At 69.4% G+C, this 16,511-nt stretch carries 6 protein-coding genes; all 6 read left to right on the top strand.

Translation table 11 applies throughout. From position 1 onward, the window contains the following. Positions 1 to 3 precede the first annotated feature (3 nt). The 6 genes from AB0L06_RS10875 (at position 4) to AB0L06_RS10850 (ending at position 16,507) form a co-directional block, all read left to right on the top strand. Positions 4 to 624 (top strand): TetR/AcrR family transcriptional regulator, encoded by a 621-nt coding sequence (locus AB0L06_RS10875; RefSeq protein ID WP_500230753.1) that lies wholly within the window; start codon positions 4 to 6, stop codon positions 622 to 624. Between the two features lie 98 nt (positions 625 to 722). Then, a complete protein-coding gene (locus AB0L06_RS10870; RefSeq protein ID WP_500230752.1) occupies positions 723 to 974 on the top strand; it encodes a hypothetical protein in 252 nt (83 codons plus the stop codon). Positions 975 to 1,096: 122 nt separating this feature from the next. Continuing rightward, positions 1,097 to 3,016 carry a CLIPPER-2 domain-containing protein gene (locus tag AB0L06_RS10865; protein ID WP_500230751.1) on the top strand — a complete coding sequence of 640 codons (1,920 nt, stop codon included), beginning with the start codon at positions 1,097 to 1,099 and terminating at the stop codon, positions 3,014 to 3,016. A 203-nt stretch (positions 3,017 to 3,219) separates the two neighbouring features. Further along, a complete protein-coding gene (locus tag AB0L06_RS10860; RefSeq protein ID WP_500230750.1) occupies positions 3,220 to 6,528 on the top strand; it encodes a CLIPPER-2 domain-containing protein in 3,309 nt (1,102 codons plus the stop codon). A gap of 230 nt (positions 6,529 to 6,758) precedes the next feature. After that, positions 6,759 to 15,764 (top strand): CLIPPER-2 domain-containing protein, encoded by a 9,006-nt coding sequence (locus AB0L06_RS10855; RefSeq protein ID WP_500230749.1) that lies wholly within the window; start codon positions 6,759 to 6,761, stop codon positions 15,762 to 15,764. Beyond that, entirely contained in the window at positions 15,761 to 16,507 is a 747-nt protein-coding gene (locus AB0L06_RS10850; RefSeq protein WP_500230748.1) for a L,D-transpeptidase, read from the top strand. Before AB0L06_RS10855 ends, AB0L06_RS10850 begins: the two co-directional genes overlap by 4 nt. Positions 16,508 to 16,511 lie beyond the last annotated feature (4 nt).

Genomic DNA, 16,511 nt, shown 5'->3' with positions numbered 1-16,511 from the left:
TCCATGACGACCCAGCCCCGACCTCGCCGCGCCCCGAGCGGAGCCGCCGTCCTGCGCGAGGACATCACCGACTCCCTCCGCGCCGCGGTCTTCGAGGAACTCGCCGCTTCCGGCTACGGCCGCCTGTCGGTCGAGGCCGTCGCGCGCCGCGCCGGGGTCGGCAAGACGGCGGTGTACCGGCGCTGGCCGTCCAAGCTGGAACTCGTCATCGACGCCGTCTCCGCCGTGGCGGCGCTGCGCATCCCCGTCCCGGACACCGGTTCCCTGCTCGGGGACGTCCGGACGTTGCTGAAGATCCTCAGTCGCGCGCTCCGGCACCCGCTGGCCGCCCAGATCGTCCCGGACCTGCTGGCCGAGGCCGCCCGCAATCCCGAGATCGCGCGGACGCTGGAGAAGGCGCTCCGCGACACCCAGCGCGACATCACGTCCAAGGTCTTCGGCAGGGCCGTCGAGCGGGGCGAGCTGGAAGGGGGCGGCGCCGAGACGGCCGGCGCGGACCTCGCGCTCGACCTGCTGACAGGCCCCCTCTACTGGCGGCTGACCGTCCTGCGCACCGCCCCCACCGGCGCCTACCTGGACGAACTCGCCGCCACGGTCGTCGCCACCCTGGCCGCCCGCCCCTGAGGAGCCGGTCCTTGACGATCAACGTCCGGGGCTGCCGGGACACCAACGACACGCAACCAATACCGGCCAACGTCGAACAGGTGTTCTAGTATGAGGCCATGCACCTCGACCAATCCGTCACCGCGGTGACCAACGCGTCAGGGCGGCCCGTCCGCCTCACGCGCCCGGACGGCAGCCACTTCGGCGTCCGCCGCGTCATGGCCGAATGGCAGCCGCCCGGCGCCCCGCGCCTCCTGCGGCTCCAGGTCACCACGCCCACCGGCGCCCTGGCCATCGCCGAGGTCACCGCGTCCGCCCCGGACGTGTCGGACCCAGCGCCCGCCTGGCGCCTGCGCCAGCTCTGGACCTGACCCGCTGGAGGGCGTCCGACCTGCGGAAACATGGCTTTCGCTTGCCCCTGAATGGGCCGCTCGCAACGATCTGTGGCGGATAGAGTGCGCCGCGTAGTGATCATGTCGGGCCTGGGGGAGTCATGGGCGGTCCACACCGCGGCGGAGTGTTCCGCCACCTGAACGGGACGAGAGCGTTCTTCGCCGCCGCGCTCTGCGGCGCGCTGGTGTCGACCGCGGTCATGCCCGCGGCGACCGGCCGGAGCAGGGCGGACGCGGCGACGCGGAAGCCCGTCGCCCCGGCCGCGGTGGCGCAGACCGAGCCACGGCTCGAGAAGTCCTTCGCGGCCAGTACGGCTCAGGTGGGGGACCGCGTGCGCATCTACTACACCATCACCAACACCGACGACCTGGGCTACAAGCAGAACCTGTCGTTCGTCGACACGCTTCCGGACGGCATGGTGGTGGCGAGCCCGATCGGCACCTACTGGAACTGCCAGAGCGGCGCCATCTGGGGCAACGGCGGGCAGGTCACCCTCACCGGGGGCATCATCAACGCGGGCGTGCGCTCCTGCCAGTTCGCCATCGACGTCACGGCGGTCCGTCCCGGCACCTTCACGAACGATGCCTCGAACATCACCGCCGTCGGCGGGATGCTTCGTCCGACGGGCTCCTCGACCATCGTCTTCAACGAGGGCCCCCTCGCCTCGCTCGCCTTGACGAAGTGGTCCGACCAGAACACCTTCAGCGCCCCGGGCCAGCGCCTCGACTATTGGTACCGCGTGACCAACGACGGGAACCAGCCCCTGACCAACGTGTACGTCCTGGACGACATTTTCGACCCATCGCAGGTCCACTGTCCGACCACGTCCTTGGCGCCCGGCGCGACGATGGACTGCCGCTCTCAGTACATAACGGCTCAGGCCGACGTGGACCGGGGCCACATCAGGAACACGGCGCTCGCCATCGGGTGGGATGCCGTCGAGGCCAGGTACATCGGGTCACCAGAGGCGAGCTACAACATCAACGGGCTCGTCGAGCCGTCGATGCGGATCGAGAAGGAGGCCGACACGGACCGCGTCACCGGCCCCGGCCAGGACATCACCTACCGGTACCGCGTCTTCAACACCGGGAACGTGGCCCTCAGCGATGTGGGTGTCTCGGACGATCTGGCCGGCTTGCCGCCGGTGACCTGCGAGGAGACGACGCTCGCCCCGGGCGGGTCCACGACCTGCACGTCCGTCTACCGGACGACCCGGGCCGACGCGGACCACGGATCGGTCCGCAACGCCGCGACTGCCCACGGCACCCCGCCGGGCGCGTCCGGACCCGTGGTGTCGACGCCCGCCTCCGTCACCGTGGCCGTCGAGCACGGCCCGGACATCGCCCTGACGAAGTCGGCCGACCGGGACTCCTTCTCCGCCGCGGGCGAGACGATCACGTACCGGTACCACGTCACCAACACGGGCAACGTCGACCTGAACCGCGTGGGGATCGTGGACGGCCTGCCCGGACTGTCCGGCATCTCCTGTGAGGCGACGACGCTGGCGCCCGACGAGAGCACGGACTGCTCGGCGACCTACCGGACGACCGGGGACGACGTGAGCCGCGGCTCGATCCACAACGTCGCGACCGCGCTCGGCACACCGGTGGGCGCCGAGGAGCCCATCACGTCGGCTCCGTCCGAGGTGACCGTCCACGGCACCGCCGCCAAGCCCGCGCTCACCATCCACAAGACGGTGCGTCCGAGGACGTTCTCCAGGGTGGGCCAGACGCTGCGCTACTCCTACCGGGTGACCAACGCCGGAGCCGTCACGCTCGATCACGTCCGCGTCGAGGACGAGCTGCGCGGCCTGTCGGCCGTCCGGTGCCCGAAGCGGACCCTCGCCCCGAGCGAGTCGATGACCTGCACCGCGACGTACCGCGTCCGCGCTGGAGACCTCAGGGCCAAGGCCGTGCGGAACCGCGCCATCGCACAGGGAACGCCGCCGGGAACGCGCGTTCCGGTGGCCTCCCGGCCGGCCGGGGCGGTGGCCTACGCGCAGGTTCCCGTGACCGGATAAGGCGGACACGACCCGTCCTCTCGACGGCACGCGAGGGCCTGCTCCCGATCGTGGGATCAGGCCCTCGGCATGCACTGAGTACCGTCACATCTTCGTCTGACCTGCGTAAACATGACTGCCATCCGGCCCCCAAAGGGTGATTCGCAACGATCTGTAGTGGGTAGGCTGCGCCGCGTATCGATCATGCTGGGCCTGGGGGAGACATGGGCGGTCCACGCCGCGGCGGAGTGTTCCGCCACCTGAGCAAGTCGAGAGCGTTCACCGCCGCCGTGCTCGGCTGCGTGCTGGTCACGACGGTGGCCATGCCCGCGACGACCGGACGGAGCCGGGCGGACGCGGCGACGAGGCGGCCTGCCGCTCCCGCCACGGTGCCGGGCATGCCGGGCATACCGCAGCCGGGCACTGTGGCGTTCAACGAGGACTTCGAGAACCGCCAGTCGCCCCTGCCGGTCCGGCTGAACGACTACACCGGCACGACCGGCATGACGTACACCGCCGACCAACCCTGGCTGGAGAACTGCAACGGCTGGATCGCCGCCTTCGCGGACCCGGCCGGCGGCAACGCGGCCGTCGCGCCCCAGGTGGCCGACTGCAATCCTCTGGGTGGCCCTGGCACCCCGGGGACCACGGCGTGGAACGACGTCCGGCAGCTCGCCCAGTCGCTGGGCGTCCTCAACGGGACGAGCCCCGCGAGTGCCAACCATGCCGTCAGTGCCTTCACCAACGGCCATATCAACAGCGGCAACCCCGGGCCGAACTTCATCGAGTTCCAGACGGGCTCGGAGATCCCGCTGGCCTCGTACGGCCGGTTCCTGACGTTCTCGGTGAACGCCGCGGAGATGAACTGCGCCGTGAGCGCGAACCACGCCCTGCTCGACTTCTACCTGTACCACGGGGCGGCGGAGACAAAGGTCGCCACCCAGTCGGTCGACCCGTGCGCCCAGGGGACGCAGCTCACACCGGGATTCTGGACGGAGACGTTCATCGGTGACGCGCCGGTGCTCTGGACCGACCCGTCGGTGGGCATCAAGATGCGCAACGCGCAGGGCAGCGGCGCGGGCAACGACCACGCGTTCGACGACATCCGGCTGCTGGACATCTCGCCGCAGCTCGACAAGCAGTTCGAGACCGGCTCGGCCCGGGTGGGTCAGCCGGTGCGCCTGACCTTCACGGTCACCAACACCGCCGACCTGCTCGCCAAGAACGGCTGGTCGTTCACCGACACCCTGCCGTCCGGGATGCGGGTGGCGAACCCGGCGAACGCCAGCACGGACTGCTCCGCCGGGACCATCAACGCCAATGCGGGCGACACCCAGGTCTCCATGACCGGCGGCGTCCTGAACGCGGGCCAGGCGTCCTGCCGGATCGCCGTCGACGTCACGTCCGACACCGCCGGAACCTTCCTCAACAACGCCTCGAACATGACCCAGCTCGTCGGCCTGAACCCGCCGGGCGAATCCGACGTCGTCTTCAACGAGCCCCCTGCGGCCTCGATCGACCTGGTCAAGACGGCCGACCAGGCGACCATCGCCTATGTCGGCCAGACCATCACGTACCGGTACCAGGTCACCAACACCGGGGAGACCGCCCTGGCCGACGTGGGGGTCGGCGACTTCCTGCCCGGCATCGGCCCGATCACCTGCGCCGCGACGGTGCTGGCGCCCGGGGCGTCCACGTCCTGCTTCGCGAACTACAGCGTGACGCAGGCGGACCTGGACCGGGGCTACATCCGCAACCAGGCGAACTCCTACGGGCGCGATCCCATCGACGGCCGGACCGTCACGTCGCCTCAACGGGACGTGACCATCCCGAGCATCGCGTCACCGGGGATCACGATCAACAAGCAGGTCGCCGAGAGCTCCTTCTCCTCAGCGGGCGAGACGCTCCACTACTCGTACGCCGTCACCAACACCGGGATGGTGACGCTGAACAACGTGGGCGTCGCCGACCCCCTGGCCGGCCTGTCGCCCGTCACCTGCCCGACGACGACCCTCGCGCCGGGCCAGAGCACGACCTGCACCGCCGTCTATACCACGACGCAGGCGGACGTGGACAGCGGCATCATCTTCAACGTCGCGAACGCGTACGGCACGACACCCGACGGCAGCTTCCTCTACTCGCCTCCGGCGGACGCCTACATCCCGTCCACGCCCAACCCGTCGATCGCGATCGAGAAGTGGGCCGATCCGTTGTCCTTCGACGCCGCGGGTGAGCCGATCTCCTACGGCTTCTTCGTGACCAACACGGGCAACCTGACCCTGAGCAACGTGGGGGTCGTCGACAATCTGCCGGGCCTGACGGGGATCACCTGCGACCGGACGACGCTGGGGCCGGGTGAGGTGGCGAGCTGTAGGGGCAACTACACGACGACCCAGGCCGACCTGGAACGCGGTTCCGTCGTGAACTATGCGGTCGCCCAAGGCTATCCACCGGCTTCGGCCAACCTGGTGGAGTCGCAGCCCGACTCCGTCGCAGTGGTGGCCCAGGCGGCTCCTGGCCTCACCCTGACGAAGACGGCCGACAGGAGCACCGTCTCCGCGGGCGAGACGATCACCTACCGGTACCACGTGGTCAACACGGGGAACGTGACCCTGAACGACGTCGGCATCACCGACACCCTGCCCGGCTTGTCGAGCGTCACCTGCGAGGCGACGACCCTGGCGCCGGGTGAGGACACCACCTGCACCGCCACCTACACGGCGACGCAGGCGGACGTGGACCGCGGCTCGATCCACAACACCGCGGTCGCCGTCGGCACTACGCCGGGCGCGACCGAGCCCACGGAGTCGGGGCCGTCCGAGGTGACCGTCGAGGCCAGGTCCAATGAGACGGGGATATCGGTGCGCAAGAGCGCCTCCCCGACGACGTTCTCGCAGGCCGGCGAGGAGATCCGCTACACCTACCGGGTGACCAACACCGGGCGGGTGCCGCTCAGCGGCGTCGGCGTCACCGACCGGCTGCACGGCCTGTCGGGCGTCTCCTGCCCGCAGACCGAGCTCGCGCCGGGCGCGAGCATGGACTGTACGGCCACCTACCGGACGACCCAGGACGACGTGAACCGCGGCTCGATCCGCAACGTCGCGACGGCGCACGGCAGGCCGCCCGGCTCCGACCAGCCCATCGAGTCCGGTCCGTCCGAGACGACCGTGCACAGCACCGCCAAGCAGGGGCTCACCATCCGCAAGACGGTCCGTCCGAAGACCTTCTCCAGGGTGGGGCAGCTGCTGCACTACGCCTACCGGGTGACCAACACCGGGACCGTCGCGCTCGACGGCGTCAGCGTCGCCGACAGGCTGCACGGCCTGTCCACGATCCGCTGCCCGCAGCGGACGCTGGCGCCCGGCGAGTCGATGACCTGCACGGCGACCTACCGCGTCCGTGCCAAGGACCTGAGGTCCCTGGCCGTGCGGAACCGCGCCGTCGCCGAGGGGACGCCGCCGGGTTCGCGCGTCCCGGTGGTGTCCAGGCCGGCCAAGGCGGTCGCCTACAGGCACATCCCGGTGACCGGCTGAGACCGGCGCGGTGACCGGCTGAGACCTGGCGCCGACCGTCCTTCAGAGAGCTGACGAGGGCCTGCTCCCGATCCCGGGACCAGGCCCTCGCCCCGTTTCTGTGGATGTTGTCCAAAACGCCCCTGACCAGCGAAAACATGCGGTCCTCCGGATTGTGGCGCGAAGGTTCCCCGTGATCGGTAGCGGGTAGATCACGCTCCGTATTGATCATGCTGGCGTCTGGGGGAGACGTGGGCGGTCCACATCGCGGGGTGTTCCGCGCGCTGACCAGGACTCGGGCGTTCACCGCCGCCGCGGTCTGCTGCGTGCTGCTGTCGACGGCGGTCATGCCCGCGGCGACCGGTCGGAGCCGGGCGGACGCCGCGATGAGAAGGCCCGTCATCCCGGCGACGACGCCGGGCATGCCGGGCGTGCCGCAGCCGCCCAAGGTGGCGTTCTACGAGGACTTCGAGAACCGCCAGTCGACCCTGCCCATCCGGCTGACCAGCTACACCGGCACGTCCGGCATGACGTACACGGCCGAGCTGCCGTGGCTGCAGAACTGCAACGGCTGGATCGCCGCCTACGACGACCCGGCCGGTGGCAACGCGGCCGTCGCGCCCCAGGTGGCCGACTGTGATCCTCAAACAGGTCCCGGCACCCCGGGGGCCCAGGCGTGGAACCACGTCCGGCAGCTCGCCCAGTCGCTCGGCGTTCTCAACCAGACGAACCCCACGAGCGCCAACCATGCCGTCAGCGCCTACACCAACGGGCATGTCAACAGCGGCAACCCCGGGCCGAACCACATCGAGTTCCAGACCGGACACGAGATCCCGTTCGCCGGGCCGAACGGCCGGTTCCTCGCGACCTCGCTGAACGTGTCCGAGACCAGTTGCGACGTGAACCCGAACCACGCCCTGCTCAACCTCTACCTGACCCAGGGGGCGACCGACACCCCCGTGACCAGCAGGCCCATCGACGCGTGCGCGAACGGACCCCAGATCTCACCGGGGTTCTGGGCGGGCACCTTCATGAGCGACATGCCGATGCTCTACAGCGGCACGAGCGTCGGCATCAAGATGACCAACGCCCAGGGCAGCGGCGCCGGCAACGACCACGCGTTCGACGACGTCAAGCTGCTGGACGTCACGCCGCAGCTCGACAAGGAGTTCATGGTCGACACGGCGCAGGCCACCCGCCCCGTGCAGCTGCTCTTCACCATCACCAACACCGACGACCTGCTCGCCAAGAAGGGCTGGTCGTTCACCGACACGCTGCCACCCGGCATGAAGGTGGCCTACCCGGCCAACGCCGGCACGGACTGCCCCGCCGGGATCGTCAACGCCAACCCCGGCGACACCCAGGTCTCCTTGACCGAAGGTCTCCTGAACGCGGGCCAGGCGTCCTGCAGGTTCGCCGTCGACGTCACGTCCGACGCCGCCGGAACCTTCCTCAACAACGCCTCGAACATGACCCAGCTCTTCGGCCTGAACCCGCCGGGCGAGTCGACCGTCACGTTCACCGAGGCCCCCGCGCCCTCGATCGGCATCCTGAAGGACGCCGTCCCGGACAACTTCACCGGCGCGAACCAGACCATCAACTACCACTACCGCGTCACCAACACCGGGAACACGACGCTGATCAGCGTGGGCGTCAAGGACGACCTGCCCGGCCTGTCCTCGATCACCTGCGACACGACGGTGCTGGGCCAGGGACAGAGCACGGACTGCACCGCGACCTACACGACGACGCAACAGGACGTGGACAACGGATATGTCCACAATGTCGCGTACTCCTACGGAAACGATCCCGTCACCCTTGAGCCGGCCGTCTCGAGTCCGGCGGACAACACCATCAGGGCCCCGGCCGAGCCGTCGATCGGAATCACGAAGGAGGCCGATCCCGACCACTTCGACGGGCCGGGCCAGGGCATCACGTACCGCTATTACGTCACCAACAGCGGGAACGTGACCCTCACCAACGTCGGCGTCGCGGACGACCTGGACGGCATGTCACCCGTGACATGCCAGGAGACGACGCTGGCGCCGGGGCAGAGCACGCTCTGCACCGCGGGCTATGTGACGACCCAGCAGGACATGGACGCCGGGTCCGTCCACAACTCGGCGATCGCGCACGGCTTCGCGCCCGGCGCGACGGATCCGACCGTGTCGCCGCCGGCGGACGTCACCATTCTGACCACCGCCAACCCGGCGATCGAGGTCGTGAAGTCGGCCGACCCGATGACCTTCTCCGCTCCCGACCAGATCATCATGTACCAGTACCACGTCACGAACACCGGAAACGTGACCCTGGACAATGTGGGAATCAACGACCCCCTCCCAGGACTTTCGGGGGTGACGTGTGATCGGCAGACCCTGGCGCCGAATGAGAGCACGGACTGCCACGCCTATTACGGAACGACGCAAGGCGATCTGAACAACGGCTCCATCAAGAACTCGGCGACTGCACTCGGCACAGCGCCCGGTGCGACCGAGCCCACGGAGTCCGGACCGTCCAGCGTCACGGTGACCGCCGAGGCCAACCCGGGCATCACCGTGGCGAAGTCGGCCGATCCGGACTCCTTCTCCGCCGCTGACCAGGACATCACGTACAGCTACCACGTCACGAACACCGGAAACGTGACCCTGGACAACGTGGGCATCACCGATGACCTGCCCGGCCTGTCGGGGGCCACGTGCGGCCAGACGAGCCTGGCGCCGGGAGCGAGTACCGACTGCACCGCCACCTACCGAACGACGCAGGCGGACGTGGACGCCGGTTCCCTTCACAATTCGGCGACCGCCCACGGAACGCCGCCCGGCGGCACGGAGATCGAGTCCCCTCCGTCCGAGGTCACCATTCTGGCCACCGCCACCCCGGACATCACGGTCATGAAGACGGCCGACCGTTCGACCTATTCGTCCGAGGGCGAGACCATCGCGTACGGCTACCTCGTCACGAACACGGGAAACGTGACGCTGGACAACGTCGGAATCACCGATGATCTGCCCGGCCTGTCATCGATCTCGTGCGATGCCACGACGCTGGCGCCGGGTCAGAGCACGGACTGCCACGCCACCTACACGGTGACCCTGCAGGACCTGCTCGCCGGTTCCATCCACAACACCGCGACATCCCACGGCTTCCCGCCCGGCGCTTCGGCGCCGATCGAGTCGGCGCCGTCCGAGGCCACCGTCAACGCCGTCATCAACCCTGAACTCACGATCCAGAAGACGGCCGATCCGACCAGCTTCTCCGCGGCGGGCCAGAACATCACTTACAGCTACCACGTCACCAACGGCGGGAACGTTCCACTGACCAACGTCGGCGTCACGGACGACCTGAACGGCCTGCCGCCGGTCACCTGTGCCACGACGACGCTGAACCCCGGTGAGAGCACGGACTGCTCGGCCGTGTACATCACGACGCAGGCGGACATGGACAGGGGCTCGATCTACAACGTCGCGACCGCGCACGGCACGCCGCCCAACGGCGTGCCCATCGAGTCCGGCCCGTCGGAGGCCACCGTCCTCGCCGTCCCGAACCCGGCGCTCAGCCTGACGAAGTCCGCCGACCCGCCGTCCTTCTCCGCCGCGGGCCAGGACATCACCTACAGCTACCACGTCACGAACGACGGCAACGTGACGCTCGACGGCATCAGCATCACCGACGATCTGCCCGGCGTGTCCACGGCCACCTGCGCGCAGACGACGCTGGCGCCGGGTGAGACCACGGACTGCACCGCCACCTACCGGACGACCCAGCACGACGTCGACTTCGGCGCCGTCTACAACGTGGCGACGGCGCACGGCGTCCCGCCCGGCGCGACCGTTCCCATCGACTCGCCGCCGGCGGACCTCACGATCTACGCGACCGCCAACCCGGCGATCACGGTCCAGAAGACCGCCGACCCGATGACCTACTCGGCGCCCGGCCAGACGATCACGTACGGCTACAACGTCACGAACACCGGAAACGTGACCCTGGACAACATCGGCATCGCGGACGACCTGCCCGGCGTGTCCACGGCCACCTGCCAGCAGACGATCCTGGCGCCAGGCGTGAGCACGGACTGCCACGCCACCTACGTCATCACGCAGGACGACCTGAACAACGGCTCCGTCCACAACACGGCGACCGCGCACGGCACCGCGCCGGGCGCGACGGTGCCCACGGAGTCCGGGCCGTCCGACGTCACGGTGACGGCCGAGTCCAACCCGGGGATCACCGTCGCGAAGTCGGCCGACCCGATGACCTACTCGGCGCCCGGCCAGACGATCACGTACGGCTACAACGTCACGAACACCGGAAACGTGACGCTGAACAACGTCGGCATCACCGACGGCCTGCCCGGCCTGTCCGCGATCACCTGCAACACGACGACGCTGGCGCCCGGAGAAGGCACGGATTGCACCGCCACCTACACGACCACCCAGGCGGACGTGGACGCGGGCTCCATCCACAACTCGGCCACCGCGCACGGCACACCCCCCACCGGAGGACCGATCGAGTCGCCTCCGTCCGACGTCACGATCTCCTCGACCGCCAACCCGGCGATCACGGTGCGGAAGACCGCCGAACCGACGACCTTCTCCGCCGTCGGCGACACGATCACGTACGGCTACCACGTCACCAACGACGGCAACGTGACGCTGGACAACGTCGGCATTGCGGACGACCTGCCCGGCGTGTCCGCGGCCACCTGCCAGCAGACAACCCTGGCGCCAGACGAGAGCACCGACTGCACGGCCACCTACACGACGACCCTGAACGACCTGATCAACGGCCAGATCCGCAACGTCGCGACCGCCCACGGCACGGCGCCCGGCGCGACCCAGCCCACGGAATCGGAGCCGTCCGAGGCCATCGTGTACGTCGCTTCCAACCCGGAGATCACGCTCGAGAAGTCGGCGGACCCGACGACCTACTCGGCGCCGGGCCAGACGATCACGTACACCTACCACCTCACGAACTCGGGCAACGTGCCCCTGGGCGGTGTGGGTGTCGTCGACAACCTGCAAGGACTGTCGGCGGTCACGTGCGGACTGGCGACGTTGAACCCGGGGGAGACCACGGACTGCGTCGCGACCTACGTGACGTCCCAGCAGGACGTCGACAACGGTTCCATCTTCAACGTCGCGACCGCGCACGGCACCGCGCCCAGTGCGACGGCGCCCACGGAGTCCGCCCCGGCGGACGCCACGGTGACCGCCACCACCAGTCCCGGGATCACGCTCCTGAAGACGGCCGACCCGATGTCCTACTCGGCCCCGGGCGAGACCATCACCTACGGCTACCACGTCACCAACGACGGCAACGTGACGCTGAACGACATCGGCATCACCGACGACCTGCCGGGCGTCTCCACGGCCACGTGCCCGGTCACGTCCCTCGCGCCGGGCGAGAGCACCGACTGCACCGCGACCTACACGACCACCCAGCAGGACGTGAACAACGGCTCGATCCACAACACGGCGACCGCGCACGGCACGCCGTCCGGCGCTCCCGTACCCATCGAATCGGGACCGTCCGACGTCACCGTGACCGCCGACGTCAACCCGTCGATCACCGTCCAGAAGTCCGCCGCCCCGGACTCGTTCTCGGCCGCCGACCAGACGATCACGTACGGCTACCACGTCACCAACACCGGAAACGTGCCGCTGACCGGCGTCGCCATCACCGACAACCTGCCCGGCCTCTCCGCCGTCACCTGCGGCGCGACGACCCTGGACCCGGGCGGGAGCACCGACTGCTCCGCGACCTACACGACCACCCAGGCGGACGTGGACGCGGGCTCCATCACCAACTCGGCGACCGCCCAAGGCACGCCGCCCACCGGCGGGCCGATCGACTCGCCGCCCTCGGACGTCACGATCTCCGCGGCCGCCAACCCGGCGATCACGGTCGAGAAGTCGGCGAGCCCGATGACCTACTCGGCCCCGGGCCAGACCATCACGTACCAGTACAACGTCACCAACACCGGCAACGTCACGCTGGACAACGTCGGCATCACCGACGACCTGCCGGGGGTCTCGACGGCCACCTGCCCGTCGACCACGCTCGCGCCCGGCCAGAGCACGAACTGCTCGGCCACCTATGTGACCAGCCAGCAGGACCTGAACGACGGCTCGATCCATAACACCGCGACGTCCCACGGCACCGCGCCCGGCGCGACCGTGCCCACGGAGTCCGGCCCGTCCGACGTCACCGTCACCGCCATCGAGAACCCGGGCATCACGATCGCGAAGTCGGCCGACCCGATGACCTATTCGGCGCCCGGCCAGACGATCACGTACGCCTACCGCGTCACGAACACGGGCAACGTGCCCCTGACCGGCGTGGGCATCACCGACAACCTGCCCGGCCTCTCCGCTGTCACCTGTGACCTGACAACACTGGACCCGGACCAGGCCACGGACTGCAGGGCCACGTACACCACCACTCAGGCGGACGTGGACGCGGGCGCGATCAACAACTCCGCGACCGCCCACGGCACCGCCCCACACGGGACGATCGAGTCGCCCCCGTCCGAGATCACGATCTTCTCGCCCGCGAACCCGGCGATCACGCTCGAGAAGTCGGCGGACCCGACGACCTATTCGGCCGCGGGGGAGACGATCACGTACGGCTACCACGTCACCAACACCGGCAACGTGACCCTGGACAACGTCGGCATCACCGACGACCTTCCCGGCGTCTCCGAGGCCACCTGCCAGGCGACCACGCTCGCCCCCGGCGAGAGCACGGACTGCGCCGCCACCTACCTCACAACCCAGCAGGACGTGCTCAACGGCTCGATCCGCAACGTGGCGACCGCGCGCGGAACGGCGCCCGGCGCGACGGCGCCCACGGAGTCCGGCCCGTCGGACGTCACCGTGACCCTGTCCGCGAACCCGGGCATCACGGTGCAGAAGACGGCCGACCCGATGACCTTCTCGGCCGCCAGTCAGACGATCACGTACGGCTACCGCGTCACCAACACCGGCAACGTCCCGCTGACCGGCGTCGGCATCACCGACGACCTGCCGGGCGTCGCCACGGCCACCTGTGCCGCGACGACCCTGAACCCGGGCGAGAGCACCGACTGCTCCGCCACGTACACGACCACCCAGGCGGACGTGGACGCCGGTTCGATCCACAACTCGGCCACGGCCCACGGCACGCCGCCCACCGGCGGGCCGATCGAGTCGCCCCCGTCCGACGTGACGGTCCTGGCCACCGCCGCCCCGGCGATCCAGCTCCTGAAGACGGCCGACCCGCTGACCTACTCGGCGCCCGGCCAGACCATCAGGTACACCTACCAGGTCTCCAACACCGGCAACGTGACCCTGGACAGCGTGGGCATCACGGATGATCTGCCGGGAGTGTCCGCGGCCGTGTGCCCGCAAACGACACTGGCGCCGGGAGCGACCACGGACTGCTCCGCCACCTACGTCACCACGCAGGGCGATCTGAACAACGGCTCCATCCACAACACGGCCATCGCTCACGGCACAGCGCCCGGCGCGACGACGCCAACGGAATCGGCGCCGTCGGACGCCACCGTCTACGCCGTCGCGAACCCGGGCATCACGGTGGCGAAGTCGGCCGACCCGATGACCTTCTCGGCCGCGGGTCAGACGATCACGTACACCTACCGCGTCACCAACACGGGCAATCTGCCCCTGACCAGCGTGGGAATCACCGACGACCTGCCCGGCGTCTCCGCCGTCACCTGTGACCTGACAACGCTGAACCCAGGCCAGAGCACGGACTGCACCGCCGCCTATCAGGTCACGCAACAGGACATGGCCAACGGCTCCATCCGCAACTCGGCCACCGCCCACGGCACGCCGCCCGGCGCGACGACCCCGACGGAGTCCGAGCCGTCCGAGGTCACCGTGACCGTCGCCCACCAGCCGAGCATCTCGGTGCGGAAGTCGGCAGACCCGGCGACCTTCTCGGCCGCCGGCCAGACGATCACCTACGGCTACCGCGTCACCAACACCGGCAACGAGCTGCTGACCAGCGTGGGAATCACCGACGCCCTACCCGGCGTCTCCGCCGTCACCTGTGACCTGACAACGCTGGACCCAGGCCAGAGCACCGACTGCGCCGCCACGTACACGACCACTCAGCAGGACGTCGCCAACGGTTCCATCACCAACTCGGCGACCGCCCATGGCACGACGCCCGAAGGCGAGCCGATCGAGTCGCCTCCGTCCGAGGTCACCGTCGAGATCGAGGCCATCCCTGCGATCACCGTCACGAAGTCGGCCGCCCCGACGACCTTCTCGGCCGCGGGCGAGACGATCACGTACGGCTACCGCGTCACGAACACCGGAAACGTGCCTCTGACCAGCATCGGAATCACCGACAACCTGCCCGGCCTCTCCGCCGTCACGTGCCAGTCGACAACACTCGCACTCGGCGAGGGCACCGACTGCGCCGCCACCTACGTCACGACCCAGGCGGACGTGGACGCGGGCTCCATCACCAACTCCGCGACCGCCCAAGGCACCGCGCCCGGCGCCACCGAGCCCACGGAATCGGAACCGTCCGAGGTCACCGTCCACGCCGGCGCCGCCCCGACGGCCGGGATCACGGTCCGCAAGAGCGCCGCCCCGACGACGTTCTCCCAGGCAGGCCAGGAAATCCGCTACAGCTACCGCGTGACCAACACCGGCGAGGTGCCGCTGACCGACGTCGGCGTCACCGACCAGCTCCACGGCCTGTCAGGCGTCACCTGCCCGCGGACGACGCTCGCGCCGGGCGACAGTGAAACCTGCACCGCCACCTACACCACCACCCAGGACGACGTGAACCGCGGCTCGATCCGCAACGTCGCGACCGCCCACGGCACGCCGCCCGGCGCGACGACACCAACACAGTCGGGGCCGTCCGAGGCGACCGTCCACGGCACCACCAAGCCCGGGCTCACCATCCACAAGAAGGTGCGTCCCAAGACGTTCTCCAAGGTGGGCCAGACACTCCACTACTCCTACCGGGTGACCAACACCGGAACCGTCGCCCTCGACAACGTCCGCATCGAGGACAAGCTGCACGGCCTGTCCGCGATCCGGTGCCCGAAGCGGAACCTCGCGCCGCGCGAGTCCATGACCTGCACCGCGACCTACCGCATCCGCGCCAAGGACCTCAGGAGCCTGGTCGTGCGAAACCGTGCCATTGCCAAGGGAACACCACCGGCATCCCGTGTCCCAGTGGCCTCCAGGCCCGCCAAGGTGGTTGCCTACGGCCACGTACCCGTAACCGGATGACGGACGAGACCATGGCGCAGCTACCCCAGGCACTTCTCATCGGCACGGCGGCGACAGTCACCGCCGCCGTGCTGGCAGCAGGCTTCCCCTCTCCCGCGGACGCGTTCCAGCGAGGGGGCACCGGAGGCCAGACCAAGGCCGCAGGCACACAGGTGGCCACGCTCAACACCAACGCGCACCGGTACGCCAGTCCCGGAAAGCGTGCGAAAGGCAAGATCCGGTCCCGCTGGTTCGGCCGCTCCTCCGCGCTCCCGGTGATCGAGACACGCCCCGGCTGGGTCCGCGTCCGCCTGGCACAGCGACCGAACGGCTCGACCACCTGGCTCCGCAACGAGGACGTGAAGCTCGGCAACACGCCCTACCGCATCGTCATCGACCTCTCCAGCAAGCACCTGAACCTCTACAAGGACGGCCGCCGCATCATGTCGGCGCCGGCAGGAGTGGGAGCTCCCGACGACCCGACCCCCACCGGCAGGTTCTTCGTGGCCTTCCGCCAGGGCCCACCCCGTCCCAACAACGGGTACGGCCCCTTCATCCTCGTCACGTCCGCCCACTCCCGCCGCATCTCCAACTGGGAGCGCTCGGGCGACGCCGTCATCGGCATCCACGGCCCCCTCGGCGGCGACCGGGCCATCGGAACCCGGGGCGCCCGCATCTCCCACGGCTGCATCCGCCTCCACAACAGATCCCTGCTCCGCCTCCGCCGCGTCCCCCCGGGCACCCCGGTGGACGTCGTCCGCTGACCCG

This window comes from Spirillospora sp. NPDC052269, from assembly GCF_040679435.1.
GTDB lineage: Bacteria > Actinomycetota > Actinomycetes > Streptosporangiales > Streptosporangiaceae > Spirillospora.
The sequence above is the reverse complement of the archived record's forward strand: the minus strand, read 5'-3'. Positions and strand labels throughout refer to the sequence as shown.

Bases quoted from the DNA above. Each gene is read 5' to 3' on its own strand.
- AB0L06_RS10850 (WP_500230748.1), top strand. From the start codon at position 15,761: ATGACGGACGAGACCATGGCGCAGCTACCCCAGGCACTTCTCATCGGC.
- AB0L06_RS10875 (WP_500230753.1), top strand. From the start codon at position 4: ATGACGACCCAGCCCCGACCTCGCCGCGCCCCGAGCGGAGCCGCCGTC.
- AB0L06_RS10865 (WP_500230751.1), top strand. From the start codon at position 1,097: ATGGGCGGTCCACACCGCGGCGGAGTGTTCCGCCACCTGAACGGGACG.
- AB0L06_RS10870 (WP_500230752.1), top strand. From the start codon at position 723: ATGCACCTCGACCAATCCGTCACCGCGGTGACCAACGCGTCAGGGCGG.
- AB0L06_RS10860 (WP_500230750.1), top strand. From the start codon at position 3,220: ATGGGCGGTCCACGCCGCGGCGGAGTGTTCCGCCACCTGAGCAAGTCG.